Source organism: Martinezella rhizogenes (assembly GCF_027460065.1).
In the GTDB taxonomy this organism is placed as follows: Bacteria; Pseudomonadota; Alphaproteobacteria; order Rhizobiales; family Rhizobiaceae; genus Agrobacterium; species Agrobacterium rhizogenes_C.
Genome location: NZ_JAPYZZ010000002.1, coordinates 68,482 through 94,982 on the forward strand (window position 1 = coordinate 68,482; position 26,501 = coordinate 94,982).

The 26,501-nt window shown below is 60.7% G+C and carries 23 protein-coding genes; 1 reads left to right on the forward strand and 22 read right to left on the reverse strand.

Annotated features, from left to right (window positions below):
- Position 1: 1 nt before the first annotated feature.
- From O8B93_RS05090 to O8B93_RS05195, 22 genes are all read right to left on the reverse strand, one after another.
- Positions 2-1,486, reverse strand: a complete 1,485-nt coding sequence (locus tag O8B93_RS05090; protein ID WP_269708715.1) for a mannitol dehydrogenase family protein — start codon at positions 1,484-1,486, stop codon at positions 2-4.
- Positions 1,487-1,611: 125 nt separating this feature from the next.
- Complete coding sequence (locus tag O8B93_RS05095) at positions 1,612-2,610, reverse strand: ABC transporter ATP-binding protein (protein WP_269708716.1); 999 nt, start codon at positions 2,608-2,610, stop codon at positions 1,612-1,614.
- Positions 2,611-2,622: 12 nt separating this feature from the next.
- Complete coding sequence (locus O8B93_RS05100; RefSeq protein WP_269708717.1) at positions 2,623-3,447, reverse strand: carbohydrate ABC transporter permease; 825 nt, start codon at positions 3,445-3,447, stop codon at positions 2,623-2,625.
- A gap of 12 nt (positions 3,448-3,459) precedes the next feature.
- Positions 3,460-4,332 (reverse strand): carbohydrate ABC transporter permease, encoded by an 873-nt coding sequence (locus tag O8B93_RS05105; RefSeq protein ID WP_004445256.1) that lies wholly within the window; start codon positions 4,330-4,332, stop codon positions 3,460-3,462.
- Between the two features lie 230 nt (positions 4,333-4,562).
- The gene (locus O8B93_RS05110; RefSeq protein ID WP_269708718.1) at positions 4,563-5,876 is read right to left on the reverse strand and encodes an ABC transporter substrate-binding protein; all 1,314 of its coding nucleotides are present in this window, start codon (positions 5,874-5,876) and stop codon (positions 4,563-4,565) included.
- A 144-nt stretch (positions 5,877-6,020) separates the two neighbouring features.
- Positions 6,021-6,974 carry a sugar-binding transcriptional regulator gene (locus O8B93_RS05115; RefSeq protein ID WP_269708719.1) on the reverse strand — a complete coding sequence of 318 codons (954 nt, stop codon included), beginning with the start codon at positions 6,972-6,974 and terminating at the stop codon, positions 6,021-6,023.
- 211 nt (positions 6,975-7,185) lie between these two features.
- Positions 7,186-9,036, reverse strand: a complete 1,851-nt coding sequence (locus O8B93_RS05120; protein WP_269708720.1) for an ABC transporter ATP-binding protein — start codon at positions 9,034-9,036, stop codon at positions 7,186-7,188.
- Positions 9,037-9,084: 48 nt separating this feature from the next.
- A complete protein-coding gene (locus O8B93_RS05125; RefSeq protein ID WP_269708721.1) occupies positions 9,085-10,248 on the reverse strand; it encodes a M20 aminoacylase family protein in 1,164 nt (387 codons plus the stop codon).
- A gap of 175 nt (positions 10,249-10,423) precedes the next feature.
- A complete protein-coding gene (locus O8B93_RS05130) occupies positions 10,424-10,774 on the reverse strand; it encodes a ribbon-helix-helix domain-containing protein (RefSeq protein WP_107339536.1) in 351 nt (116 codons plus the stop codon).
- 71 nt (positions 10,775-10,845) lie between these two features.
- The gene (locus tag O8B93_RS05135; protein ID WP_269708725.1) at positions 10,846-11,412 is read right to left on the reverse strand and encodes a DJ-1/PfpI family protein; all 567 of its coding nucleotides are present in this window, start codon (positions 11,410-11,412) and stop codon (positions 10,846-10,848) included.
- Positions 11,413-11,508: 96 nt separating this feature from the next.
- Positions 11,509-12,906: an amidase gene (locus O8B93_RS05140; RefSeq protein WP_269708726.1), complete on the reverse strand. Its 1,398-nt coding sequence runs from the start codon at positions 12,904-12,906 to the stop codon at positions 11,509-11,511.
- Between the two features lie 53 nt (positions 12,907-12,959).
- Positions 12,960-13,781, reverse strand: a complete 822-nt coding sequence (locus O8B93_RS05145; protein ID WP_269708727.1) for an ABC transporter permease — start codon at positions 13,779-13,781, stop codon at positions 12,960-12,962.
- Positions 13,778-14,728, reverse strand: coding sequence for an ABC transporter permease (locus O8B93_RS05150; RefSeq protein WP_269708728.1), 951 nt, complete (start codon positions 14,726-14,728; stop codon positions 13,778-13,780). Before O8B93_RS05150 ends, O8B93_RS05145 begins: the two co-directional genes overlap by 4 nt.
- Before the next feature lie 194 nt (positions 14,729-14,922).
- Positions 14,923-16,458 carry an ABC transporter substrate-binding protein gene (locus O8B93_RS05155; protein WP_269708731.1) on the reverse strand — a complete coding sequence of 512 codons (1,536 nt, stop codon included), beginning with the start codon at positions 16,456-16,458 and terminating at the stop codon, positions 14,923-14,925.
- A 208-nt stretch (positions 16,459-16,666) separates the two neighbouring features.
- Entirely contained in the window at positions 16,667-17,569 is a 903-nt protein-coding gene (locus O8B93_RS05160) for a LysR family transcriptional regulator (RefSeq protein WP_006313227.1), read from the reverse strand.
- 260 nt (positions 17,570-17,829) lie between these two features.
- Positions 17,830-18,579: an ABC transporter ATP-binding protein gene (locus O8B93_RS05165; RefSeq protein ID WP_269708732.1), complete on the reverse strand. Its 750-nt coding sequence runs from the start codon at positions 18,577-18,579 to the stop codon at positions 17,830-17,832.
- Entirely contained in the window at positions 18,576-19,412 is an 837-nt protein-coding gene (locus O8B93_RS05170) for an ABC transporter ATP-binding protein (protein WP_269708733.1), read from the reverse strand. Before O8B93_RS05170 ends, O8B93_RS05165 begins: the two co-directional genes overlap by 4 nt.
- Positions 19,409-20,341 carry an ABC transporter permease gene (locus O8B93_RS05175; RefSeq protein ID WP_269708734.1) on the reverse strand — a complete coding sequence of 311 codons (933 nt, stop codon included), beginning with the start codon at positions 20,339-20,341 and terminating at the stop codon, positions 19,409-19,411. The genes O8B93_RS05170 and O8B93_RS05175 overlap by 4 nt, the downstream gene beginning before the upstream one ends.
- Entirely contained in the window at positions 20,338-21,405 is a 1,068-nt protein-coding gene (locus tag O8B93_RS05180; RefSeq protein ID WP_269708736.1) for an ABC transporter permease, read from the reverse strand. The genes O8B93_RS05175 and O8B93_RS05180 overlap by 4 nt, the downstream gene beginning before the upstream one ends.
- A gap of 21 nt (positions 21,406-21,426) precedes the next feature.
- Complete coding sequence (locus O8B93_RS05185) at positions 21,427-23,064, reverse strand: ABC transporter substrate-binding protein (protein ID WP_269708737.1); 1,638 nt, start codon at positions 23,062-23,064, stop codon at positions 21,427-21,429.
- 50 nt (positions 23,065-23,114) lie between these two features.
- Positions 23,115-24,170: a dipeptidase gene (locus O8B93_RS05190; protein ID WP_269708738.1), complete on the reverse strand. Its 1,056-nt coding sequence runs from the start codon at positions 24,168-24,170 to the stop codon at positions 23,115-23,117.
- Between the two features lie 205 nt (positions 24,171-24,375).
- The gene (locus tag O8B93_RS05195; protein WP_269708739.1) at positions 24,376-25,083 is read right to left on the reverse strand and encodes a phosphoribosyltransferase; all 708 of its coding nucleotides are present in this window, start codon (positions 25,081-25,083) and stop codon (positions 24,376-24,378) included.
- 207 nt (positions 25,084-25,290) lie between these two features.
- On the opposite strand from O8B93_RS05195, the gene O8B93_RS05200 reads away from it, so the two are divergent.
- Positions 25,291-26,463, forward strand: coding sequence for a M20 aminoacylase family protein (locus O8B93_RS05200; RefSeq protein WP_269708740.1), 1,173 nt, complete (start codon positions 25,291-25,293; stop codon positions 26,461-26,463).
- Positions 26,464-26,501: the final 38 nt, after the last annotated feature.

A 26,501-nucleotide genomic window follows, 5' to 3' on the forward strand; every position in this document is an offset into this window, starting at 1 on the left:
GTCACTTTTCAGCCAGCTTGTCATCCAGATAAAGCCGCAAGGTCTTCGCCGTGCCTTCTTGCCACAGCGTCTTCAATGCATGGGCGAAGCGTTTACGGAAAAGCTCCGATTCGGCAACCGCCCCGAAGATATCGTCAAGCGCGAGGAAGGTCATCGGATCGTCCTTGGCCTTGAGGGCCGCCGCCTGCAGGCGCTCGGCGCTGGCATCGTTGAAGGTGATTTCCTTGCCACTGTCCGACGTGCCGTAGAAATAACGGCACCACAGCGCCGAGACCAGCGCCAGGCCGATGATGTCTTCGCCGCGCGACAGCCGATCTGAAGTGGAAGGCAGGATGAATTTCGGCTGGCGATTGGAGCCATCTTGAGCCAGGCGTGGAATGGTGTCGCCAATCTTCGGGTTGAGGAAACGCCGTTCGATCAGCGCGAAATAATCGTTGAGATTGGTATCAGGCACCGGCGGAATGACCGGAATGATCTCGTCCTTCTCCAGCTTTGCGAGAAACGCCCGGATCAGCGAATGCTCCATCGCCTCATGGACAAAGTGGATGTCGAGCAGGGCCGCGGGATAGGCGATTGCCGCATGGCCGCCATTGAGAATACGGATTTTCATATGTTCGTAAGGCGCAACATCCTGCACAAACTGCACGCCCGCCTTTTCCAGCGCCGGGCGGCCCGCCGGAAAGTTATCTTCCATCACCCATTGCTTGAACTCTTCGCAGAAGACCGGCCAATTGTCCTCGATGCCGAAATCGTCGCGGGCAATATTGCGTTCGCGCTCGCCGGTGGCGGGGGTGATGCGGTCGACCATGGAATTCGGGAAGGCGACGTTTTCGCCGATCCAGTTGGCGAAGGCCGGGTCGGAGAGCGCGGCCAGCCCGACCACCGCGTTTTTCGTGACCTTGCCATTGTGGGGAATGTTGTCGCAGGACATGACGGTGAAGGGCTGCAGGCCCCTGTCACGCCGCGCCTTCAGCCCGGCAACGATGAGGCCGAACACGGTTTTCGGCGCGGACGGGTTCTTGCCGTCTTCGGCAATGGCCGGATGCTGCGGATTGAAGGAGCCGGAGGCATCGATGAAATAACCGCCTTCGGTAATCGTCATCGAAACGATACGGATTTTCGGATCGGCAAGCGTATCGATGATGGCGCTGGTGTCGCCGACCTTCAGAATGTCGATCATCGGCCCGGTCACGCGCGCGCCGGTGCGGTTATTGTCCTGCTCCACGACAGTGGTCAGGAAATCCTGTGCGGCAAGCTTTTCGCGCATCACGGCATCAGACGGCAGTACGCCGGCGCCGATGATGGCGAAGTCATGGTCCGTACCCGTATTGAACAGGTCATCGAGATAGACCGCCTGATGGGCGCGGTGGAAATTGCCGACGCCGAAATGCACGATGCCGGCGGACAGATCGGCGCGGGAATAGGCCGGAACCGCCGCCGTCTTTCTGGCGTCTTCAAGCGTTGCGAGGGAGAGTTTGCATGTCATGTCACGATCCTCGAAGGGGAAACGTTGGTCGTGCCGATCGCCCTCTTGCCGGGCAATCGGCCTGTCGGAGCACCGCCAGCCGCAAGCGGCAGTCAGGCGGTAAAGCTTTTTGGAGTCGCTTCCCCCTAGATCGCCTTGCCCTTGTCATCGAACCTGTGGATCTTGGTATCGTCGGGGGTGATGAAGACGGTATCGCCGTGTTTGCATTCGAACTCGCCATCGGTTCTGGCGGTAATCGGGCCGATGCCAGGCACCTCGAGATGCAGGAAGGTATCGGAGCCGAGATGTTCGGCCACCGTCACCTTGCCCTGCCAGAGGCCACTTTCTTTCGACAGCACCAGATGTTCCGGCCGCACGCCGGCGGTGGCGGCATTCTTGCTGCGGGCGAAGTCGCCGGTGATGAGGTTCATGCGCGGCGAGCCGATGAAGCCAGCGACGAAGAGGTTGGCGGGCGAGCGGTAAAGCTCCATCGGCGAGCCGACCTGCTCGATATTGCCCCGGTTCAAGACGACGATCTTGTCGGCCATGGTCATGGCTTCCACCTGGTCGTGGGTGACGTAGATCATGGTCGTCTTCAGCGTGTTGTGCAGTTCGGAGATTTCCAGCCGCATAGTGCCGCGCAGCGCCGCATCGAGGTTGGAGAGCGGCTCGTCGAACAGGAAGGCGGAGGGTTCGCGCACGATGGCGCGGCCGATGGCAACGCGCTGGCGCTGGCCGCCTGAGAGCTGTGAGGGCCGGCGCTCGAGATAATCGGTGAGGTTCAGCACGCGGGCGGCATCCTCGACCTTCTTGTCGATGACAGCCTTGTCGAGCTTGGCCATCTTCAGCGGGAAGGCGATGTTGTTTCTCACACTCATATGCGGGTAGAGCGCATAGGACTGGAACACCATGGCAAGACCGCGCTCTGCGGGTGCGCGCTCCGTCACATCCTTGCCGTCGATGACGATCTTGCCGCCGGAGACGTCTTCCAGCCCGGCAATGAGCCGCAAAAGCGTGGACTTGCCACAGCCGGAGGGGCCGACGAAGACGACGAATTCGCCGTCATGGATATCGAGATCGATCGACGGGATGACTTTCGCCTCACCGAAGAGCTTGGACACGTTCTGAAGGGAAATGCTGCCCATGTTTGTCGTTCCTTATTTCACGGCGCCAAAGGTCAGGCCACGCACGAGTTGTTTCTGCGAGAACCAGCCGATGACGAGAATGGGGGCGATCGCCATCATCGAGGCGGCCGAGAGTTTTGCCCAGAACAGCCCCTGCGGCGAGGAGAAGGAGGCGATGAAGGCCGTCAGCGGTGCCGCATTGGTGGTCGTCAGCCGGATCGTCCAGAAGGATTCGTTCCAGGCAAGGATGACGTTGAGCAGCAGCGTCGAGGCGATACCCGGCACCGCCATTGGCGTCAGCACATGGACGATCTCGTTCCACAGCGACGCGCCATCCATGCGGGCGGCTTCGAGGATCTCGCCGGGGATTTCCCGAAAGTAAGTGTAGAGCATCCAGATGACGATCGGCAGGTTGATGAAGGTCAGCATGATGGTGAGCCCGATGCGGGTATCGAGCAGGCCGGCATTGCGGAAGATCAGATAGATCGGCACCAGCACGGCGACGGCCGGCATCATCTTGGTGGAGAGCATCCACATCAAAATGTCCTTGGTGCGCTTGGTCGGCGAGAACGCCATGGCCCAGGCGGCGGGAATGGCGATGATCAGCGCAATGATCGTCGAGCCGAGCGACAGCACGACCGAGTTCATGAACGGCTTGAAGTAATCGCGCTGGGTCTGCACGGTGATATAGTTTTCCAGCGTACCCGATGGAATGAGGCTGAAGCCGGCAATCGCCTCCGGCTCGGTCTTGAGCGAGGTGAGGAAGGCGTAGAGGATCGGGAAGAACAGCAAAAGGGCCACGGCCCATGCCGCGATGGTGAAGCCGATCTTTGCGCGTGTGGTTGTCTTGCGGGCCATGATGTTTCCCCTTTACCGGTCGAGGTTCTTGCCGACGGCGCGCATCAGGAAGATGGCGACGATATTGGCGAGGATGACGGCGATGATGCCGCCGGCCGAAGCGCCGCCGACGTCGTAACCCAGAAGTGCGGTGCGATAGATGAGGAAGGCGAGGTTGGTGGAGGCATAACCCGGTCCGCCATTGGTGGTGACAAGGATTTCCGCGTAAACGCCGAGCAGGAAGATCGTCTGGATGAGGATGACGACGGTGATGGCGCGGGACAGATGCGGCAGGGTCAGATAGATGAAGCGGTTGACGAAGTTGGCGCCATCCATCTCGGCGGCTTCCTTCTGCTCGCCATCGAGCGACTGAAGTGCGGTGAGCAGGATCAGCGTCGCAAAGGGCAGCCATTGCCAGGCGACGATGATGATGATCGACAGCAGCGGAAACTGCGCGAACCAGTCAACCGGCTGGAAACCGAAGAAGCGCGACAGATCGGCCAGCACGCCGTAACCGGGATGCATGATCATGTTCTTCCACACCAGTGCGGCCACCGGCGGCATGACGAAGAAGGGCGAGATGATCATGATGCGCACGATGCCCTGCCCGAAAATGTCATTGTCGAGCAACAGCGCAATGGCGATGCCGCCGATGACGGTGATCAACAGAACGCCGCCGACGATCAGCAGCGTGTTCCAGATCGACTGGAAGAAGGCCGGGTCGGTGTAGAAATACTGGTAATTGAAGAGACCGGCGAAGCTGACATTGGCAGGGTTGAGGAGATTGTAGTTCTGGAACGAAAACCACAGGGTCATTGCCAGCGGCACAATCATCCACACCAGCAGTAGCAGTACTGATGGCGCAAGCATTACCCGCGCTAACCCGCTCGTGTTTCGTGTTGCCATCTCAATCCCTCCATCATCGGCCAAGGGGCCGGGCGTTTATCGCCGCCGGCTGGCGGCCCAGGCATCGCCCAAGGGTCGGAAAAGGTACGCAACATCCTGTTTCCGCAGATGCTGCGCAGCCATAGCCAGACCACATTGTTTTTATTTGAAAACGCCGGATCATGCCGGCGGCCGGTCTTGCCGGTTGCTCGCTGCCCGGCCTCGTTACCGGGCAGCGATCTTCGGGAGGATTACTTGATGTAACCGGCGCGGGTCATTTCACGCGTCGCCGTCGACTGGGCGCCCGCAAGCGCATCGTCAACGCTGGACTGGCCGGCAACGACAGCCGAGAACAGCTGACCGACCGTGGTGCCGAGCGCCTGGAATTCAGGGATCGCCACGAACTGACCACCGGTGTAAGGCACGGGCTTTACAGTCGGCTTGGTGATGTCGGCGGCATCCATCGCTGCAAGCGTCGGCTTGGCGAAGGCGGCAGCCTTTTCATAGTCGGCGTTCTTGTAAAGCGAAGTGCGGGTGCCCGGAGGCACGTTTGCCCAGCCTTCCTTGGAAGCGACAAGCGTGGTGTAGTCCTTGCTGGTTGCCCAGGAGATGAACTTTTCAGCCGCTTCCGCCTTCTGCGAGCTCTTGGGGATCGCAAGGTTCCACGACCACAACCAGTTGCCGTGGTTCTTCAGCTCGCCATGCGTCGGGAAGAGCGCATAACCGACCTTGTCGGCAACTGTGGAATCCTTCGGGTTGGACACGAAGGAAGCAGCGACCGTGGCATCGATCCACATGCCGCATTTGCCCTGCTGGAACAGCGTCAGATTTTCGTTGAAGCCGTTGGAGGAAGCACCGGACGGGCCGGCATCCTTCATCAGATCGACGTAGAATTGCAGCGCGCTCTTCCATTCCGGCTGATCGAACTGCGGCTTCCAGTTTTCATCGAACCAGCGGCCACCGAAGGAGTTGGTGAGCGCACTGATAAAGGCCATGTTCTCGCCCCAGCCGGCCTTGCCGCGCAGGCACATGCCGTTAATATCGGCCTTGCGGTCGGTAATCTTGCGGGCCGCATCACCGATGAATTCCCAGGTCGGGTTTTCAGGCATCTTCAGGCCGGCTTTTTCAAACAGGTCCTTGCGATACATGATCATGGCGGATTCGCCGTAGAAGGGTGCTGCGTAAAGCTTGCCCTCGGCGGAAAGACCGCCGCGGATTGCCGGAAGGATGTCATCCACGTCATATTTGTCGCCGAGCTTCTCAAGCGGCAGCAGCCAGCCCTGCTTGGCCCAGATCGGCACTTCATAGTTGCCGATGGTCATGATGTCATATTGGCCGCCATTGGTGGCGATATCGGTCGTCACGCGCTCGCGGAGAACGTTTTCCTCAAGCGTGACCCATTCGACCTTGATGTCGGGGTTCTTTGCCGTGAAGTCGGAGGTCAGACCCTGCATGCGGATCATATCGCCGTTATTCACGGTGGCAATGGTCAGCGTCTCGGCGGAAGCAAGGGTCGTAAAGGCGAGTGCCGAGCATGCGCCCAGCAAAATGGTCTTCAATGTCATATCTTCCTCCCAGAAGAAAAATGATGAGCATTCGCTTTGCTCTGGGGCATTTACTCACCCGGAGAGCAAAAATGTCAAGCAACATCCTGTGCTGCGACGCACAGGAAAAAACCAAGCCCTTGATTTTGCCTATTTAATTTTTGCTCAGTGAGTGAGCAAATATTCACTTGTCGCTTCATCGGTGATGAGGCCATTCAACAGGCCACCCCTCAGCGCCGCCAGAATCGAGGCGTTCTTGCGCGCGCCCTGCGCCATGCCGATGACGGTGCAGGTATCCCGTGCGGGGATGGGAACGGAGGCGACACGCTCGTTGACGGAGTGCTCAAGGATGCGACCTTCGGCGTCATATATCCAGCCGCAGATCTCGCCCACCGCACCGCTCGCCATCAGCGCCTTCATCTCGTCGACACCGAGGAAACCATCAACGCAGAGCGGCGCGTTTTCGCCGAGTTCACCGACACCGACGAAGGTGACGTTGGCGGCAGCGCCGAGCGCCAGCGTGGAGCGGACCATGGACTGGTCATGCAGCAGTTCACGCTCCTCCGCCGACGAGCACAGAACCGGCAGCGGCATCGGGAAATGCCGTGCCTTGATGGCATCGGCCATGCTGAAGATGACGTTGTAATAGGCCGCCGATCCATCCGGTCCGATATTGCCCGTCAGCGACACGATACGGTGCTGCGGGCACTCCATCGGCGGCAGCTGGTCCACGGCGGCCTTCAAAGTACGGCCGGTGCCGATGGCAAGCACGATGGGATCGGCATTTTTCAGCCAGCGCTCGATTTCCGCCGCACCCGCCTCGGCGATGCCGACGGTGGAGGAGACACCGGCCGGATCGCTCGGCACGACCTCGATATATTTAAGGTCGAACTTCTCTTTCAGCCGTTCGGCTTTTTCGAGACAGGCGGCGATGGGATGATCGAGCCGTACCTTGATCAGCCGCTCGGCAACGGCCAGCGACACCAGACGCTGCGCCGACTGCCGGGAAATGCTCATGGCGGCGGCAATTTCATCCTGCGTGCGGCCGGCGACATAATAAAGCCAGCCGGCGCGGGCTGCGTCATCCAGCCGTCCATGTGCGTCGTTTCGTCTGGCCATGCCGCTGCCCTCTGAGAATTATGCTTGTCGCATTTGCTGGCATTTTTTTGCGTCGGCTGTCAAACGGGAGGATGCGGAAGGGAGCGTGCGGTGGGCGTAAAATCATCTGGTGTGACGTCGCGGTATATTTCTTCTTCCCGGCGGGGAAAAGAAACAAGCAGCAACCGCTCGGTCCCTTAGCAGCGCTCAGCCCGAAGCCGGCCCCATTCGATCACGCCGCTTCCTGCACCAGATGCCCGGCAGAGACCTCGCGATAGCGCCGCTCAGGCGGCACGTAATCCACCGGGCGGATCGGGCTTTTGACCTCGTCGTTGGCCATATTGCGCCGTATCTGCCGCCGCGTCGGGTCCGGTACCGGAACGGCCGACATCAGCTTTTTCGTATAGGGGTGCTGCGGATTGTCGAAGACGGCGGCGCGTGGGCCGATCTCCACGATTTCGCCGAGATACATCACCGCCACACGATGGCTGACGCGCTCGACCACTGCCATATCATGCGAGATGAACAGGAAAGCCAGATTGAGGCTCTGTTGCAGGTCGAGCAGCAGGTTGCAGACCTGCGCCTTGATCGAGACATCGAGCGCCGAGACCGCCTCGTCGGCGACGATGACCTTGGGATCGAGCATCAGCGAGCGGGCAATGGCGATGCGCTGGCGCTGCCCGCCGGAAAATTCATGCGGGAAACGCCGCATCATGTCCGGGCTCAAGCCCACTTTTTCCATCAGGTCCGCCGCCTTTTCGCGCGCCTGCGCCTTCGGTCCAAGCCGGTGCTCCATGAAGGGTTCCATGATCGCCGCGCCGATGCTCATGCGCGGATCAAGCGAGGCGAAGGGGTCCTGAAAGATCATCTGCACGCTGCGGCGCATGGTGCGCAGCGTCGTCCGGTCGAGTTTCAGCACCTCGTAACCATCAAGCGTGACATTGCCTGAAGTCGGCTCGATCAGCCGGGTGATTGACCGGCCCGCGGTGGACTTGCCGCAACCGGATTCGCCGACCAGCGACAGGGTTTCACCTTCTGCTAGATCAAAGGAAACCTTCTCCACCGCATGCACGGCGCCGGATTTGCGGCCGAAAAGGCCGGAGCGGATATCGAAGCGCGTCGTCAGGTCCTTGACCGAGAGAATGGGCGTCTTGCCGCCGGTAACCGTGTCCTTCGTCTCCACCACCGGCGGGCTCTCGCCGGTCTTGATGTCGATAATCGGGAAACGGGCGGGCAGCACACGCTCCCTCATCGAGCCCAACTTCGGCACCGCCGAAAGCAGAGCACGCGTATAGGGATGGTGGCCGCGATGGAAAATGTCATCGGTGGCGCCGGTTTCTACCACATCGCCGCGGAACATGACGATGGTACGGTCAGCCACTTCCGCCACCACACCCATATCATGGGTGATGAACAGCACCGACATGCCCTCCTCTTCCTGCAATTGCTTGATGATGTCGAGAATCTGGCCCTGAATGGTGACGTCGAGCGCCGTGGTCGGCTCGTCGGCGATCAAAAGCTTCGGCTTGGAGGCAAGCGCCATGGCAATCATCACGCGCTGGCGCATGCCGCCGGAAAACTGGTGCGGATAATCGTCGAAACGGCTTGCCGCATTGGGAATGCGGACTTTTTCCAGAAGACGGATGACTTCGGCCTTCGCGGCGGATGACGAGATATCCTGATGCACGGTCAGCGCTTCGGCGATCTGTTTGCCGATCGGGAAGATCGGGTTGAGGCTGGTCATCGGCTCCTGGAAGATCATCGAAATGTCTTTGCCGCGAACCTTTCGCATCTCCTCTTCCGGCAGCGCCAGCAGGTCGCGGCCGCCGAGCATGACCCTGCCCTCGATGCGGCTCGTCTTTTTATCGAGGAGCCGCATGATGGAGAGCGAGGTGACACTTTTGCCCGAGCCGCTTTCACCGACGATCGCCACGGTTTCCCGCGGCGCGATCTCGAAACTCATATTGCGGACCACGGATTTCCAGCCGCCATCGACGCGGAACGATGTGGTGAGGTTCTGAACCGAGAGAACCGGGCTTACCGAACCGCCGGCCTGTTCCATGGATGTTGCCGCCAAAAGCATGCCGATCTCCTGAAAAGCAGAAGGCGGCCATCAAGGCCGCCGGATGTCTTATGCAGCAAGTGCGGTTTCGGCCATCGAAACCCAGTAGCTGATGCCGTAAGGCAGCGCATCATCGTTGAAATCATAGGCCGCATTGTGCAGCCCGGCGGTGTCGCCATTACCGATGAAGATGAAGGCGCCGGGGCGGGCTTCCAGCATGTAGGAAAAATCCTCCGCCCCCATATGCGGGTTGGGATTGGTGTTGACGGCATTGGCGCCGGCGACGCCCATCGCCACGCCGGTTGCGAATTCGGTTTCGTCTGCGTGGTTGAAGGTGACGGGATAACCGCGATGATATTTCACCTCAGCCGTTGCGCCATGCACTATCGCGGTGGCTGTCGCCACTTCCTTCAGTCGCTTTTCGGCGAAATCGCGGGTTTCCGGCAGAAGGGTGCGCACAGTCCCGGTCAATGTTACGGAACCCGGGATGACATTGACGGCCGTGCCGCCATGGGTGGTGGCGACGGTGACGACCAGCGATTTCAGCGGGTCCGTCTCGCGCGAGACGATGGATTGCAGGGCGATGATGATATAGGCCGAGGTCAGCACCGGATCGACGGAGAGATGCGGTGCCGCCGCATGGCTGCCCTTGCCGGTGATGACGATCTCGAAACTATCCGCCGCCGCCATGGTCGAGCCCTTGCGGATGGCGAATTGCCCGACCGGGATGCCCGGCTCGTTATGCATGCCATAGACCTGCGAAATGCCGAATTTCTCCATCATGCCGTCATTCAGCATGGCAAGCGCCCCTGCCCCACCCTCTTCGGCCGGCTGGAAAATGACCGCGATGGAACCCTTGAAATTACGGGTCTCGGCGAGATATTGCGCGGCGCCTAAAAGCATGGCGGTGTGTCCGTCATGGCCGCAGGAATGAGCCTTGCCCGGCGTCTTCGATGCCCATGGCTTGCCGCTGGTCTCGAGGATCGGCAGTGCGTCCATATCGGAGCGGAAACCGATGGTCGGGCCATCCCCATGCCGGCCCCTGATGATGCCGACGACGCCGGTCTTGCCGATGCCGGTCTCCACCACATCGCAGCCAAAGGACGTTAGCTTTTCGGCGACGAATTTCGACGTTTCGAAGACATCATAAAGCAGTTCCGGGTGCTCATGCAGGTGACGCCTCCAGCCGGCCACGTCTTCCTGCATTTCAGCCACACGGTTCAATATTGGCATTCTCTTTTTCTTCCTTTTTTTGTTCCCCGTCGGGTTGTCAGGGAACATATTGCGTTTGCAATTTCTCCTTTTGCAAGCAGGAAATTTGCTGATTGAGCGGAAAATAGGCCCAAAATTAAATGGCTTAAATTTTGTTCATCAAGGTGTGCTTGTCACAGGAATGCGGCGAAGGGCCCTAATGGTAGTTCACCTTCTCCGCATCGAGAATGCTGTCCGCATCCAGCGCCGCAATCGGAATATCCGTCCGCGCCGGAATATCGCCGGAAAGCTGAAGCGCGAGATAACGCCCGCAGCAGACCCGCAGGAACGAGGTGAAGTTGCCAAGATCATGCCCGGCATCGATCGATTCATTGTAGAGCTTGGCAATCAGCTGCACGCTGTTCATGCCGTCGCGACGCGCAATCTCGTCCAGGGTCGTCCAGAAGAAGTTTTCAAGCCGCACACTGGTCACCATGCCGTCGATCCTGAGTGACCGCGTGTGGCTTTCCCAGAGTGCAGGGTCTGCCTTGATGAAAAGCTTGCACATGGTTTCCTCCCTCACCACGTTCCAAAACATAAGCGGAAAACGGGGCCGGCAAAAGCCCCGTTTCGCTGGTCTTATTTGCCGAGCACCGCCATGAATTGCGAAAGCCAGGCCGGATGCGCCGGCCAGGCGGGCGCCGTTACCAGCTTGCCGTCGGTGACGGCGGCATCGATGGCGATGTCGGCATAGGTGCCGCCCGCCTGTTCCACCTCGGGGCGGCAGGCCGGATAGGCCGAGCAGGTGCGGCCCTTGAGCACGCCGGCGGCCGCCAGCAATTGCGCACCGTGGCAGACGGCCGCCACCGGCTTGTCGGCCTCGAAGAAATGTTTCACCGCAGCCAGCACTTCGGGATTGAGGCGGAGATATTCCGGCGCGCGGCCGCCCGGAATGACCAGCGCATCGTAATCCGCCACCTTGATATCGGCGAAGGTGGCGTTGAGCGCGAAATTATGGCCGCGCTTTTCCGAATAGGTCTGGTCGCCCTCGAAATCATGGATGGCCGTGGCGATGGTCTGGCCCGCCTTCTTGCCGGGGCAAACCGCGTGGACGGTATGGCCGACCGCAGCCAAGGTCTGGAACGGCACCATGGTCTCGTAATCCTCGGCGAAATCGCCGGCGATCATCAAAATCTTCTTCGGCATGTCTGCTCCTCCCGTTTTTGAATGCCTTTCAGCACCCTAACAGGCCCGGCGGAGATGCGGGTATTATGGCAATACTACATGTCCGGAAAGACGCGATCAGCGACGCTTTGGCGGCTCTGGCCAGCGTCGCACGCCACCGCCCCAGCTCTCGAATGCCCTCGAAAGCCGAAGCACGAACAGGTCTTCATAACGGGGGCCGACGATCTGTAACCCGATGGGCATACCCGATTTTGAGAAACCGCAATTGATCGAGGATGCCGGCTGTTCCGACATGTTCCACGGCACCGTGAAGGCGATATGTTCGAAGGGTCGCGCGGGGTCATTGGTGGGCGAGGCCCAGTCTGCCGGATAGGAGACGATGGGATTGACGGGCGAGATCACCACATCAACCGACTGCATCAACCGCGCGCAGGCCTTGCGCATTTCCATGGTCTGGTTGAAACCGAAAACGGCACGTGCACCGGAGACATTTGCGCCCTTTTCCGCCCATTCGAGAATATAGGGAAGGATCGTGGCACGGCGTTCATTACTCAGCGCTGCCATGTCGCCCCAGAATTTAGCCCGCCAGAAATCGTCAAGCCCATCCAGCATCTCACGCGTCAGCACCGGCTCGACCGGGATGACGATGGCGCCGGCCGCCTCGAACAGCTTCGCGGCGGCAAGCACGGCGTCTCGTACCTCTTCATCCAGCGGCAGGCCGCAGCCCGCATCCAGCATCAGGCCGATCCTCAAACCCTTCACATCGATATCGAGGTCCATCCAGTCGATGCTGTTCGGCGGCAGCGATGTGCCATCGCGCCAGTCGGGCCGCGACAGCGTCGCCATGGCATAAGCAGCGTCGACAACGGTGCGGGTCATCGGCCCGGCGCAACGTCCGGTATAATAGGGATCAACCGGAATACGGCCCTGGCTCGGCTTGAAACCAAAGAGCCCGGTCCACCCGGCCGGCAACCGCACCGAGCCGCCAATATCCGTGCCGATATGCAGCGTGCCATAACCCGCGGCACCCGCCGAGGCAGCACCGGCGCTGGAACCGCCGGGGTTCTGGGTCGGGTCCCAGGGGTTGCGGCTGAGCTTGTGGAAGCTGGAAAGGCCGGAGGAGAGCATGCCGTAATCCGGGCAGGTCGTCTTGGCATAGAGGATCGCGCCATCCTCCCGGCAGCGGGCGGCAACCGGCGCGTCCTCCAGCGCCGGCACCAGTTCCACTGCCTTGGTGCCGAGCGGCACGGGATGGCCTTTCGTGGCGATGAGTTCCTTCAGCGAGACCGGGAGCCCATCAAGCGGGCCGAGTGTTTCCCCGCTCTGCCAGCGCTGCGTCGAGGCTGCCGCCTGCCTGCGGGCATCTTCCGGGTCGTAGGCATAAAGCGCGTTCACCGTCGGCTCGAAAGCCTCGATGCGCGCTTCCACCGCCTGCCAGTATTCCGAGGGCGACAGCTTCTTTTCCCGGTAAAGCGCCAGAATTTCGAGCGTGTTGAGGTCTATGAGATCGGTCATGGCATCGTCTCGTCATAAAAACAGGAAATAGCGGCGATATCGGCTGGAAGCGGTCAGCTGGTATCGCGCGGATCGAGCAGATCACGCAGGCCATCGCCGAGGAGGTTGAGGCCGAAGACGGCAAGCGCGATGGCAAGGCCGGGCATGATGGCAAGCCAGGGGGCCGCGCCAAGATAGGTCTGGGCATCGGCCAGCATCCGCCCCCAGGTGGCGGCGGGTGGCGGCATGCCGAGACCGAGGAAGGAAAGGCCCGCTTCCGTCAATATCGCAAGACCGAGCTGGATCGTCACCTGCACGATGATCTGGTTGGAAATATTCGGCACGATATGGAAAAGCGTGATCTTGGCGCGGTTCTGGCCGATGCTGATGGCGGCGGTGATATATTCCCGCGCCCATATCTGCAGTGCGGCACCCAGCGTCAGTCGGGCAAAAACCGGCACCATGAAGGTGGCGATGGCGATGATCGCGGTGAAGCGTCCCGTGCCGATGAAGGCACCGAGCATCATGGCCGAGAGGATCGGCGGCACGGCGAAGATGATGTCGCAGATGCGCATGACCACGGTTTCGGTAAAGCCGCGCAGGGCCGCGACCGTAACACCGATTGCCGTGCCGATGAAGGCACCGATGGCGACGGCGGCGATGGCGGTGGAGAGAGAGTTCCACGCACCGGCCATCAGCATGGAGAGCACATCACGGCCGAAATGATCCGTGCCGAGACCGCCATAAACCAAGGGCGATTTCAGCTTCTGGACGATCTGTATCTTGGTCGGCGAAACCGGCGTCCAGACCAGCGACAAAAGGGCGACGGCGACAAGAAAGGTGGTGACGGCGATGCCGATAACGAAGGCCGGGCGGCGGCGGAGCAATCGCATCATCGCGCACCTGCCCGCAATCTCGGATCGATGAAGAGATAGGCGATATCGACCACGAAATTCATGACGATGACCAGCGCCGAGAAAAACAGCACGACCGACTGCATCACCACGATATCGCGCTGCGTCAGCGCCTGATAGGCAAGCCGCCCGAGACCCGGCAGGTTGAAGACATTTTCCACCAGCACAGCACCGGCAATGAGGAAGGTGAATTGCAGGCCGATCATGGTAACGACGGGGATCATCGCGTTCGGCACGGCATGCCGCCACAGCGCCACCCGCTCGCTCAGGCCCTTGGCACGGGCGGTGCGCACGAAATCCTCGTTCATCACTTCCAGCACGGCGGAGCGGCAGACGCGGGTGAGAACGCCAGCCTGCGACAGCGCGAGCGCGATTGCCGGCAGCACCAGCGCCGCAAGCCCCGCCGAAAAGCTTGGGCTCCAGCCGGGAAAACCACCTGATGGCATCCAGCCGAGCGTGGTGGAAAAAACGATGATCAGCAGCAGCCCGACCCAGAAGCCCGGCACGGCGATGCCCACATGGGAAAACAGCCCGGCTGCAAAATCCAGCGCCCCATTGCGGTTCTTCGCCGCCGCCACGCCGAGCGGAATGGCAATAGTGACAGACAGGCAGATGGCAAGCAGCGCAAGCGGCAGCGTGACGGCCAACCGCTCGATGATCAGCCCCGCCACCGGCACGCCATAGGTATAGGATTGCCCGAGATCGCCCCGGAACACGCCGGCGAGCCAGTGGAGATAACGCAGCGGCAAGGGCTGATCGAGACCCATCTGCTTTTGCAGCGCCGCCAGCGTATCCGGGCTTGCCGAAGTGCCGAGCATGATGGCGGCCGGATCACCCGGCAGCAGGCCCATGACGAGATAAATGATAAGGGAAACGGCAAACAGCGTGATGACGAGGCTTACGAGACGCCGGATGAGGACGGCTAACATCTGGCATCTGCTCCTTGCTTTGTTTTACCTGCGGTCGAGCGTCCCGTTATCCTTCTCCCGTCATTCCGGCCCTCAGCCGGAATCCAGCCGACGCGCGTCTGCGCGGCGGAGAGAACCCTGTCAGCCCAAGGACTTGGGCTGGCTGGATGCCGGATCAAGTCCGGCATGACGGAAGAAACGGGTATCGACAAACGTCACTCTTCCCAATGCACGTCCGTCAGCACATTCGAAGGAATAGGCTCGTTTTCCCACAACCCCTTCACCTTCCTGTCCCAGACGCCAAGCTTCGGCATCACGAACAGGAACAGCGCCGGCACATCTTCGGCCAGGATTTTCTGGGCGTCGCCGTAAAGCGCTTCCTGCTCGCCCGCATTCGCGGTCTTTTCGACATTGGCGATGACCTCGTTGAAGGCCGGGTTCTTGTAATTGAAATAATAGGGATCGCGGGCATAGATATCGATATCCATCGGCTCGGCATGGGCAACGATGGTCATGTCGTAATCCGCACCCTTCAAAACATCCGCCACCCATTTGGCCGGAAATTCGGTGGTCTCGATGGTCATCGTCACACCGATTTCGGCCAACATCGCCTGCAGGATTTGCGAGGTGCGCTGGGCATAGGCCATTTGTGGAGCCTTGATGGTGAAGCTGAAACCATCGGCATATCCGGCTTCCGCAAGCAGCGCCCTGGCCTTGTCGATATCGAAGGAGTGCACACCAGTCGTATCGACATATCCGCGATCATTAGGCGTGTAGTGACTGCCGATGGCCGTGCCGTAACCGGACCATGCGCCTTCGATGACAGTGCCACGATCCACCGCCATCATCAGCGCCTGTCGCACGCGTTTGTCGTCAAAAGGCTTGCGGGCATTGTTCATGCCGGCCACGACCTTCAGCTCGGTATTGCCGACGAAGGTGCCGAGGCGCTTATCGCCGTCAAAGGAGGTCATCAGCTCCGGCGCGCCGAATTCCGGGAAGGCATCGATATCGCCTGACTTCAGCGCAGCTGCCTGTGCCTGCGGATCCGCGACGAAACGGAAGGTCGCCTTGTCGAGCTTCACCGCCACTGCCTTGTCCCAATAGGCGGCATTTTTCTCAAGCTCCACCTTGTCGCCCTTGGCCCAGCTCACGAATTTGAACGGGCCGGTGCCGACAGGTGTCGTGCGGTTAGCCTCAGCACTCTTCGGCGCGACCATGACGGAGGCTGGCCAGCCGAGCCAGTAGATGAGGCTGCCGGCGGGCTGTTTCAGTTTCAGCACCAGCGTGTCCGCGTCCGGCGTCTCGATGTTATCGATTGCCGCAAAGAAGCGCTTCTGCGGGTTGACGGAAGCTTCTCCGCGCGCCCGGTCCAGCGAAAACTTCGCGACGGCGGAATCGAACGCCTCACCATCATGGAAGGTGACACCCTTGCGCAGCTTGAAGGTGTAGCTCTTGCCGTCAGGCGAAATTTCCCAGCTTTCGGCAAGCTGCGGCTTCACCTTGCCTTTGCTGTCGATGGTGACGAGACCTTCGAAAATATTCTGCCAGGTGACCTGGCCGATGGCGACGGGAGCGGCAATGGTCGGATCGAGACCGGTCGGCTCCACCGTCATGCCAAGCGTCAGGGCGGTTTTCGGCGCGGCTTCGGCGTTAACAACCGAAAACGGCAGCCAGAGCGCCGTGCCCAATGCAAGCGTCAGCGCGGTACGGCGCGAAAGCTTTGCCGCCTGCGAAAGATAAGTGCGTGGCATCCTTAGTCCCCTGTCTGGCGGCCGGGGCATTTTTGCCCTTCCAAAGACCACCCGTTGCAAAAAGAGTGTCATGTTGCAGGCGCACACACAATCTCCGTTTTGTGTGCTCCGTGTAGCTGAAATGGCTACACGGAATTGCCGGTGGAAATCAACCTTGGTGGGTAATTTCCCGAGCTGGCCTATTCCTCTCCCCAGCGGGCAGAAGAAACTACCCCGCTGTTGCCTCGCGCATGAAACGCTCGATGAAATCGGCAAGTTTGGAGGCGGCGAAAGACAATTGCCGGTCGGGCGCAACACAGAGATCGATCTGCGTATGGATGCCCTTCTTGCCGGCTAGCGGAACGGCAACCATCTGGCCGCTGCGGATTTCGCGCGCGACCGAAAGCGCCGGCAACAGCGTGGCGGCGGCATGGCCCAGCACCAGTTCCTTCAGCATTTCCAGCGAGCTGGTGATGAAGACCGGATCAAGCTCGATGCCGGCATCGGCAAAGAGTGTATCGAAGGCCTGACGCGCGGCAAAACTCTTGTCCGGCAGGGCAAGCGGCATGCCGGCCAGTTCCTTCAGCGAGACTTCCGGCTGGGCGGCGAGCGCGTGGCCGGCGGGGAAGATGACATCGTAGCTGATGCGGGTACGCGAGCGCACCTTCACACCCGAAAGCTTCGGCGCAAACAGGCTGACGACGAGGTCAGCTTCCGCCGCACCCAGCGCCTCCATCGCCTGCCGGGCGCTGGTAATATGCACCTCAAAGCGCAGCTTCGGATATTTCAGGCTGAACTGCGCCAGCACGGGCGCCAGAAGGTTCGCCACCGTCGCGCCATTGGCATAGACCGTGACCCGGCCGCGCTGCAGGCCTTTGAGATCGTCGATCAGCTGGTGCACATGGTCGAGTTCGCGCAACGTCTTGCCGGCGCGGGCAGCGAGCAGCTCACCCGCCGCCGTCAGCTTCACGCCGCGGCTGGATCGCTCCACCAGCGGCGAGCCGAAATAATATTCGAGGTTCTCGATCTGCCGGCTCACCGCCGTCGGCGCGACATTCAGGTTTTCCGCCGCGGCGCGCATGGAATTGGTGCGGACGAGTTCGTCGAAATACATCAAGGCGCGCAGTTGCATGGGGTGGAGACCTTGTTCGGGTGGGCCGGTGTGAGGGCCAGCATATCACCGCGGCACGATGAGAGAATACTTCCCACAGGAAGATCGTTGTGGAGCAAAAGCGCCGCCTGTTTCTTCTCCCCGCCGGGGGAGAAGGTGGCGCGTAGCGCCGGATGAGGGGGTGACGGTAGAGATATGCGGAGAGCTAGCCCCCTCATCTCCCCCCTTCGGGGCATCTTCTCCCCGGCGGGGAGAAGAAAGGGAGGCACCCACTCGTCACATCAACCGCGTTTGAAACCCTCGCTCGCCACCAGCAGCTGCCTTGTATAGTCAGCGCTGAATTCGCGGCTTTCCAGCGCCTCGGCCTCCAGCATTTCCACAACCTTGCCGCTTTTCATAACCGCCAGCCGATCGCACATATGGCTGATGACGCCGAGATCGTGGCTGACCATGACGAAGGTGAGGTTGCGGTCCTTGCGGGCCTGTTCGAGCAGGTTGAGGATTTCCGCCTGAATGGAGGCGTCGAGCGCCGAGGTCGGCTCGTCCAGCAGCAGGATTTTCGGCTCGACGATCAGCGCGCGGGCAATGGCGATGCGCTGGCGCTGGCCGCCGGAAAGCTGGTGCGAATAACGGAAGCGGAAACCGGAACCGAGGCCAACCTCGTCCAGCGCCCGGGCAATGCGCTGCTCGCGATTGTCGAGACCATGGATGACGAGCGGTTCCAGCAGCAGCGCATCCACCGTCTGGCGCGGGTGAAGCGAGCCATAGGGGTCCTGAAACACCATCTGCACATCGCTGTAAAAACTCTTGTCGCGGTGCTTGCTGGAATAGGAGCGCCCCGCCACCATCAGCGAGCCTTCATCGAAATGGTTGAGGCCGGCAATGGCGCGCAGCAGGGTCGATTTGCCGGAACCGGATTCGCCGACGATGCCGAAGGATTCACCCTCGGCAACATCGACGCTGACGCTGTCGAGCGCGATGTAACCGTCGAAATCCACCACCATGTCTTTGATGGAAAGAACTTTGCTCATGCGCGCCACTCCGGCTTGCGTTCCAGAACTGGCAGCGGATGGCGATGGCCGCCAATTTCCGGCAGGCAGTTCAACAGACCCTGCGTGTAGGGATGTTTCGCCTCCTTCAGATTGGCAGAAGACAGCTCTTCCACCACCTTGCCGGCATACATGACCAGAACCCGGTCGCAGAAGGAGGAGACGAGCCGGAGATCATGGCTGACGAAGATCAGCCCCATGCCGCGGTCGCGCACCAGCTTGTCGAGAATATCGAGCACTTCCAGCTGCACCGTCACATCGAGCGCCGAAGTCGGTTCATCGGCGATCAGCAGTTCCGGGCCGCAGACCAGCATCATGGCGATCATGACACGCTGGCCCATACCGCCGGAAACCTCGTGCGGATAAAGATCGAACACGCGCTCGGGATCGCGGATCTGCACGGCTTCGAGCATGGCAAGCGTGCGCTGACGCGCCTCGCCGTTGCCGATCTTTTCATGGGTCCGCAGCGTTTCCATGATCTGGCGGCCGATGGTCATGACCGGGTTCAGCGAGTATTTCGGGTCCTGCAGGATCATGGCCATGCGCTTGCCGCGCATGATCCGCCGTTCTTTTGCAGACGCCTTGAGCAGATCGATGTCGCCGAAACGCAGGGTATCAGCTTCGATGCGCGCGCTTTTCGGCGTCAGCCCCATGATGGCGCGGCCGGTCTGCGACTTGCCGGAGCCGGATTCGCCGACGATGCCAAGACGCTCGCGGCCGAGTGTGAAGGACACGCCGCGCACCGCCTCCACCAGCCCGGTGCGGGTGGGGAAGGAAACGCGCAGGTTCTCGACAGTCAGGAGCGGCGCGCTCATTGGTTCGCCTCCTTGGGATCAAGCGCATCGCGCAGGCCATCGCCCAGAAGGTTGAAACCGAGACTGACGATCAGGATCGCGATACCCGGCATGGCCGCAACCCACCATTGATCGAGAATGAAACGACGGCCGGAGGCGATCATCGCGCCCCATTCCGGCAGCGGCGGCTGAGCACCAAGGCCGAGGAAGCCGAGACCAGCTGCTGTGAGGATGATGCCGGCCATATCCAGCGTCACACGCACGATAAGCGACGACAGGCAGAGCGGCATGACGTGTTTGAGGACAATACGGAAGGGCGATGCCCCCATGAGCTTCACCGCCGCGATGAAATCGGAATTGCGGAACGTCATGGTTTCGGCGCGCGCGATACGCGCATAGGGCGGCCACGAGGTGACCGCGATGGCGAGCACCGCATTTTCAATGCCCGGCCCGAGTGCCGCCACCAGCGCGAGCGCCAGAACGAGCTTCGGGAAGGCGAGGAAGATATCGGTGATGCGCATCAGAATGGCATCGACCCAGCCGCCGGCATAACCCGAGACGGTGCCGACGATGAGCCCTATGGGTGCGGCGATGATGGCCACCAGCAGCACCACGAATAGCGTCAACCGCGAACCGTGGATGAGCCGCGAGAGAATATCGCGCCCCTGGTCGTCGGTGCCGAGTAGATAACCCGCAGTGCCGGGCGGCAGAAGCCGGGCATTGCGCAAGTCACCCTGCACCGGATTGTGCGGCGCCAGCACATCGGCAAACAGCGCCACGAACAGCAGCGCGATGATGATGGCAAGCCCGAGCAGCGCCAGCCGGTTTTCCGAAAAGCGACGCCAGATGACATAGGCACGCCCAAGCCGCGCCTGCTTGCGCGAGGCCGGCCGGTCGGAGAGCAGCCATTCGCGGCTATAGGGTTTGAGTGTATCGGTCGAAATCATCATCGGCTGCGCGTCCTTGGGTCGAGCGTCCGGTAAAGCAGATCGGAGAAGAGATTGATGCCGACGAAGATGGCGCCGATCACAATCGTGCCGCCGAGAACGGCATTCATATCCGCATTCTGCAGGGAATTGGTGATGTAGAGGCCGAGCCCCGGCCAGGCGAAGATGGTTTCGGTCAGAACCGAACCTTCCAAGAGACCGGCATAGGAGAGCGCAATCACGGTCACCAACGGCACGGCGGCGTTGCGCAGCGCGTGGAGCCAGATGATGCGGGTTTCCGAAAGCCCCTTGGCGCGGGCCGCGACGATATATTCCTGGCTAAGCTCGTTCAGCATGAAGGAGCGCGTCATGCGGCTGATATAGGCCAGCGAAAAATAGCCGAGCAGCGACGCGGGCAGGATGATGTGGCGGAACAGATCCCACAACACGTCCCATTGCCGCTGCCAGATCGCATCGATCAGGAAGAAGCCCGTGACCGGCGTGAAGGTGAATTCGTAGACGATATCCATGCGGCCGGGATAGGCGACCCATTGCAGCCGGGCGTAAAACACCAGCAGCGCAAGTAGCCCGAGCCAGAAGATCGGCACGGAATAACCGATGAGGCCGATCACGCGCACGACCTGGTCGGCAAAGCTGCCGCGTTTCACGGCAGCGAGCACACCAAGCGGAATGCCCAAGACGGCACCGATGATGGTGCCGATCGTGGCAAGCTCGATCGTCGCCGGAAACACCCGCTTGATATCCTCCATGACAGGATTGGTGGTGAGGACGGAAATGCCGAAATCACCCGAAAGCGCCTGCTTCAGGTAAAGGAAGAACTGCTGCCAGAGCGGCAGGTTGAGGCCGAGCTGCTCACGCACCCGCTCGACCACATGCGCAGGCGCACGGTCGCCGACGATCGCCAGCGCGGGATCGATCGGTACGACACGGCCAATGAAAAATGTAACCGCCATCAACCCCAGAAAGGTGGTGATGACGGTAAGGGCAAAGCCGATAATGGCCTTAGCACGGGCGTTGGCACGGCGTTTGCCCTGCCTCGCCCTGCTGTTTGCTTCAACGATGCTCAAGAGACCGACCCTTCCGGATCATTACTTGGAGATCGTGTAAACGTAGTTGGTGTCAAAGCTCGGTCCGAGCTTCAGACCCTTGAGCTTGGCGGAATAACCGGCAACTTCCGTCTGCTGGAAGATGATGACGAAGGGACCCTTCGCCAGAACTTCCTTCTGCAGGTTCTGATAGATGGCGGCACGCTTGGCGGTGTCCTTTTCCAGCAGCGCCGACTGGGTTTCCTTGGTCAGATCAGGAACATCCCAGGCATTACGCCAGGCGAGCGTCTTGTTCTTGCCTTCATCGGAATTGTCGTAGTTGATGGTGAAGGTTTCGGCATTCGAGTTCGGATCGAAATAGTCCGAACCCCACTGACCAATGTAGATATCATGCGTGCGGGCGCGATATTTGGTCAGCGTCTGCTTGCCGTCGCCGGGAATGATTTCCAGCTTGATGCCGGCCTGCGCCAGCGTCTGCTGCACGCTTTCGGCAATGCCGGTCACCGGCTGCGTGTTGCGCACATCCATGGTCACGGTGAAACCGTCCTTCAGGCCGGCCTTGGCAAGAAGTTCCTTTGCCTTGGCCACATCGAGCTTGTAGGGGTTCTCGTCGAGCGCACCGAGCTGGCCCTTCGGCAGGAAGGTCTGGTGGATTTCGCCGATGCCCTTGATGATCGTCGCACCGATCGCGTCGTAATCGACCAGATATTTCAAAGCTTCAACGACTTCCGGCTTCTTCAGGTTCTCGTTCTTCTGGTTGAGGCTGAAGTAATAGACGGTGCCCTTGGGCGCAGAGGTGACGGCAAGGCCTTCCTTCTTGGAAACGGCTTCCATGTCGCCCGGCTCGAGGTTGCGGGCAACATCGATATCGCCGTTCTCAAGCGCCAGGCGCTGGCCGGAGCTTTCCTTCATGTGGCGATAGACGACGCGCTTCAGCTTCGGCTTTTCGCCATAATAATTTGGGTTGGCTTCGAGGATGACGGCCTCGTTGGCCTTCCAGCCGAGGATCTTGTAAGGGCCGGAACCGGCATAACCGGTTTTCAGGAATTCGTTGCCGAAATCCGTGTCGTATTTGTAATCAGCGCTCGGGGTGACGGACTTTGCCTTTTCGGTGATGAGCTTCTTGTCGACCACCGAAGCGACGGTTGCGGTGAGCACGTTCAGCACGAAGCTCGGCGCATAGGGCTTGTCGACCGTCAGCACGAAGGTGTTTGCATCCGCAGCCTTGGCTTTTTCATTGACGTTGTCGCCCTTGAGGCCGAACTGCGTCAGCAGGAATGCTGGCGACTTGTCGAGCTTGACGGCGCGCTCGAAGGAGAAGGCCACATCGTCAGCGGTGACCGGATTGCCGGAGGCGAATTTCAGGCCGGATTTCAGCTTGAAGGTGTAGGTGAGGCCGTCTTCGGAGGTCGTCCAGCTTTCGGCGAGATCGCCGATGACTTTGGACGTGTCGTTGAGATCGATGGAGACGAGCTTGCTGTAGGTGTTGCCGGTGACTTCGGCTGCGGACAGTTCGAATGCCTCACCCGGATCGAGCGTGATGATGTCGTCGATGGCGAAACCTTCGACCAGCGTGTCGGCCGGCGTGGCGGCGAAAGCGTGCGGTGCAGACAACATCATCAGCGACAGGGCAGCGCTGGTGCTAAGGATACGCATGGATTTGTTGAGCGATTTGATCATAGGATCTCCCCTTTTGTTATGAGATTGATTTGGTTCGCTTAAAACTGTTCTCAGGCCGCTTCGTGCCAGGCCTGAGACAAAACACGCAGCCAGTTTTCCCGGCATATTTTAGCAAGCTCTCCATCACCGTAGCCTGCCGATTTCAGTGCCGCAACCAGATTGTGGTTGCCGCTGGCATCGGCCACGCCGACGGGTACGGTGGCACCGTCGAAATCCGATCCGAGCGCCACGCAGTCGATGCCCATGCGTTCCACCATGTAGTCGATATGGCGCACCATATCGGAGAGCGGCGTATCGGCAATATCACGCCCGTCGGGCCTGAGCATGGTGACGGCATAGTTGAGGCCCACCAGCCCACCGCTCTCCCTGATGGCATCCATCTGCCGGTCGGTGAGATTGCGGGCGACGGGAGTGAGAGCATGCGCGTTGGAGTGGCTGGCGATCAGCGGCTGGTTGGTGGTCTTGGCCACATCCCAGAAGCCCTTTTCGGTGATATGCGCGAGATCGATGAGAATGCCGAGCCGGTTGCATTCCTTCACCAGCGCGAAACCGGCATCGGTAAGACCGGGCGCGGTATCGGGCGACATGGGATAAGAGAAGGGAACGCCATGGCCGAAAACATTGTGCCGGCTCCAGACCGGGCCGAGCGAGCGCAGGCCGGCGGCATAAAACACCTCCAGCGCGTCAAGATCAGGCCCGATCGCCTCGCAGCCTTCCATGTGCAGCACGGCGGCGAAAATATCCTCGGCAAAGGCCTTGCGAATGTCGGCCGTGGAGCGGCAGAGCCGCCAGGCACCGGCGCGGTCGAGCCGCAACGCAATCGCCGCCTTCTCCATGGCGATATCGAGGGAAGGCAGGCGCTCCAGCGGCGAGGCGAGCGGCGTATCGTAATGGCCCTGTTCGTCCGGTTCCTGCAGGACCAGATCGCCTGACGGAATATAGATGGCGCAGATGCCACCGCCGAGACCGCCTGCCCGCGCGCGCGGACCATCGATATGACCTTCACGCGTGCCGTTCTTGAATTCGGCCACGGGATCGGCACCGGCCTTGCTGTTGCGCCACAAACGAAGCAGCACATCATTATGACCGTCAAACACTGCATGCATGGGAAGAAATTCCAGTCATCGGCAAGAACAAAGGGGGCGGGCAGACGCCGGGATGACACCGCGCGAAAGCAAACCGGCACCTTGTTCGCCGACCGCTATTGTCTGTCGGAAGTGATCTTAGGATGATCTTCTGGAACTTCGCAAGGCAGAAATTAGGCACCGGTGAAATTATCACCACTTGCCTTTTGCCGGAACTTGCGCAACGTCAAGCGCGCCAGCCGTCTTGCGCTTTTGTCAGCAGTGGCGTGGCGAAAACACCCCTCACCCGCTCCGGCCATTCCGGCCCGAAAGCGGCGATTTTTTCCCGCCAGCGATCCGATTGCAGCATGGCAGCGCCGATCACCACCGGCTTGATGCTGGATGAGGCGAGAAGCGAAAGACCTGCAATAATGGAGCTACCGCTGGAGATGACATCATCCACCAGCGCCACCCGTTTGCCCTCGAGGAGCGGCAGCATGCGCGGATCGATGTAAAGCCGCTTTTCCTGCTTGGTGGTGATGGAAGACATTGGCACTGACAGTTCCTCCAGATACCAGAATTTCCGCGAGGTGCCGAGCGGCACGTAACGGGAATGGCCGAGATGGCGGGCAACGGTGGCGGCAAGCGTCAGGCCGAGTGTCGGCAGGCCGATCACGACGTCGGGGCTGAAGGGCGCGAGCTTGGCGGCAAGATCGGCCGCCAGCGCCTCCAGCACCTCGAATGAGGCCTGATTGACGATAAGCGATGCGAGCGCATGTTCACCATCCGCAAGCGGCCGGATGGGCAGGCAGATCTGTCTCTTGTCATCCAGTTCCGCCGGAAAGAAGCTGGTATGCAGACCTGTCGTTGCAAAGGTGCCGGGTGGATGAATATCCTGCCAGAACTCGTGCGGCGCGGCGGGAGACTGGGCGGCGGGCGATGCGGATGACGGCATCGGTTTTCCTTTCAGGATCGGGATCGCAAGGCGGATGCGGTTTCAGCCGCGCCAATTCCGTTCGACATAGTGGGCATTTCAGCAACCGCAAACATGCGGCGGGTTCATTTCATTGGCTTTTTCCGCTAGAACGGAAACAAAGCAACAGGCATTCGGGCAAACCCACCTATGACGCGGGTTTTCCCCATATTCAAGGACAAGCTTCCCATGAGACTGCTGGACCGGATCGGCGAGGACCTGCCATTCCTGACGGAGCTTCGTCATGATCTGCACGCCCATCCGGAACTGGGTTTCGAGGAGGAAAGAACCAGCGCCATCGTCGCCGATTTTCTCGAGCGCGCCGGGCTGAAGGTGCATCGTGGTCTCGGTGGTACAGGTGTGGTCGGCACGTTGCAGGTGGGTAACGGCACCCGCAGCATCGGCCTGCGCGCCGACATGGACGCGCTGGCCATGCCTGAGGTGCCCGACCGGCCCTATAAATCGAAATTTCCCGGCAAGATGCATGCCTGCGGCCATGACGGCCATACCGCCATGCTGCTGGGTGCCGCGCGTTACCTTGCCAAGACCCGTGACTTTTCCGGCACCGTGCATTTCATCTTCCAGCCGGCCGAAGAAGGCCGGGGCGGCGCGAAAAAAATGGTGGAGGACGGGCTGTTCGACCTGTTCCCCTGCGATGCGGTCTATGGCCTGCACAATATGCCGGGGCTTGGGCTTGACGAAATGGCGGTGGTGGAAGGCCCGCAGCTTGCCTCTTCCGACAGCTGGCGCGTTACGTTCAAAGGCATCGGCACCCATGGCGCCAAGCCGCATCTCGGCCGTGACCCCATAACCGCGGCGGGCACCTTCCTCGCCTCGCTGCAAAACATCGTCGGCCGCGTCATCGACCCGTTGCAGCCCGCCGTCGTCAGCGCCTGTTCGGTGCAGGCGGGCGACCCGAAGGCGCTCAACGTCATTCCCGATCTCGTCGAAATCGGCGGCACGGCGCGCGCCTATGCGGCAGATGTGCGCGATCAGCTTGAAGCGGAGATAGGCCGGCTGGCAAAGGGCACGGCGGCAATGTTCGGCATCGAGGCGCAGTACGAATTCATCCGTCGCATTCCCCCCGTCATTAACGAGGCGGATGCAACGAAACGAGCGCTACGCGCCGCCAAGACCGTCTTCGGCACCAAGGCCCGCACCGCCTTCCCGCCCTCGACCGCCGGCGACGACTTCGCCTTCTTCGCTGGCGAAGCTCCCGGCTGCTATGTCTGGCTCGGCAACGGCCCGGCGGTGGATGGCGCGCTGCACCACAACACCTCCTATGACTTCAACGATGCGGCCATCGTGCCCGGCGTCGCGTTCTGGGCGACATTGGTGGAGCAGGAACTGGCAACGGAGTAGCCCCGTCTTGCTGCCTGCCGTTTTTCGAACGGCAACAC

What these genes read in the sequence shown, in the direction of transcription:
- O8B93_RS05125 (WP_269708721.1), bottom strand. Translation starts at nt 10,248, where the DNA reads ATGCCAATATTGAACCGTGTGGCTGAAATGCAGGAAGACGTGGCCGGC.
- O8B93_RS05105 (WP_004445256.1), bottom strand. Translation starts at nt 4,332, where the DNA reads ATGGCAACACGAAACACGAGCGGGTTAGCGCGGGTAATGCTTGCGCCA.
- O8B93_RS05170 (WP_269708733.1), bottom strand. Translation starts at nt 19,412, where the DNA reads ATGAGCGCGCCGCTCCTGACTGTCGAGAACCTGCGCGTTTCCTTCCCC.
- O8B93_RS05130 (WP_107339536.1), bottom strand. Translation starts at nt 10,774, where the DNA reads ATGTGCAAGCTTTTCATCAAGGCAGACCCTGCACTCTGGGAAAGCCAC.
- O8B93_RS05120 (WP_269708720.1), bottom strand. Translation starts at nt 9,036, where the DNA reads ATGCTTTTGGCGGCAACATCCATGGAACAGGCCGGCGGTTCGGTAAGC.
- O8B93_RS05155 (WP_269708731.1), bottom strand. Translation starts at nt 16,458, where the DNA reads ATGCCACGCACTTATCTTTCGCAGGCGGCAAAGCTTTCGCGCCGTACC.
- O8B93_RS05110 (WP_269708718.1), bottom strand. Translation starts at nt 5,876, where the DNA reads ATGACATTGAAGACCATTTTGCTGGGCGCATGCTCGGCACTCGCCTTT.
- O8B93_RS05185 (WP_269708737.1), bottom strand. Translation starts at nt 23,064, where the DNA reads ATGATCAAATCGCTCAACAAATCCATGCGTATCCTTAGCACCAGCGCT.
- O8B93_RS05165 (WP_269708732.1), bottom strand. Translation starts at nt 18,579, where the DNA reads ATGAGCAAAGTTCTTTCCATCAAAGACATGGTGGTGGATTTCGACGGT.
- O8B93_RS05200 (WP_269708740.1), top strand. Translation starts at nt 25,291, where the DNA reads ATGAGACTGCTGGACCGGATCGGCGAGGACCTGCCATTCCTGACGGAG.
- O8B93_RS05100 (WP_269708717.1), bottom strand. Translation starts at nt 3,447, where the DNA reads ATGGCCCGCAAGACAACCACACGCGCAAAGATCGGCTTCACCATCGCG.
- O8B93_RS05150 (WP_269708728.1), bottom strand. Translation starts at nt 14,728, where the DNA reads ATGTTAGCCGTCCTCATCCGGCGTCTCGTAAGCCTCGTCATCACGCTG.
- O8B93_RS05160 (WP_006313227.1), bottom strand. Translation starts at nt 17,569, where the DNA reads ATGCAACTGCGCGCCTTGATGTATTTCGACGAACTCGTCCGCACCAAT.
- O8B93_RS05145 (WP_269708727.1), bottom strand. Translation starts at nt 13,781, where the DNA reads ATGATGCGATTGCTCCGCCGCCGCCCGGCCTTCGTTATCGGCATCGCC.
- O8B93_RS05115 (WP_269708719.1), bottom strand. Translation starts at nt 6,974, where the DNA reads ATGGCCAGACGAAACGACGCACATGGACGGCTGGATGACGCAGCCCGC.
- O8B93_RS05190 (WP_269708738.1), bottom strand. Translation starts at nt 24,170, where the DNA reads ATGCATGCAGTGTTTGACGGTCATAATGATGTGCTGCTTCGTTTGTGG.
- O8B93_RS05095 (WP_269708716.1), bottom strand. Translation starts at nt 2,610, where the DNA reads ATGGGCAGCATTTCCCTTCAGAACGTGTCCAAGCTCTTCGGTGAGGCG.
- O8B93_RS05135 (WP_269708725.1), bottom strand. Translation starts at nt 11,412, where the DNA reads ATGCCGAAGAAGATTTTGATGATCGCCGGCGATTTCGCCGAGGATTAC.
- O8B93_RS05175 (WP_269708734.1), bottom strand. Translation starts at nt 20,341, where the DNA reads ATGATGATTTCGACCGATACACTCAAACCCTATAGCCGCGAATGGCTG.
- O8B93_RS05195 (WP_269708739.1), bottom strand. Translation starts at nt 25,083, where the DNA reads ATGCCGTCATCCGCATCGCCCGCCGCCCAGTCTCCCGCCGCGCCGCAC.
- O8B93_RS05140 (WP_269708726.1), bottom strand. Translation starts at nt 12,906, where the DNA reads ATGACCGATCTCATAGACCTCAACACGCTCGAAATTCTGGCGCTTTAC.
- O8B93_RS05090 (WP_269708715.1), bottom strand. Translation starts at nt 1,486, where the DNA reads ATGACATGCAAACTCTCCCTCGCAACGCTTGAAGACGCCAGAAAGACG.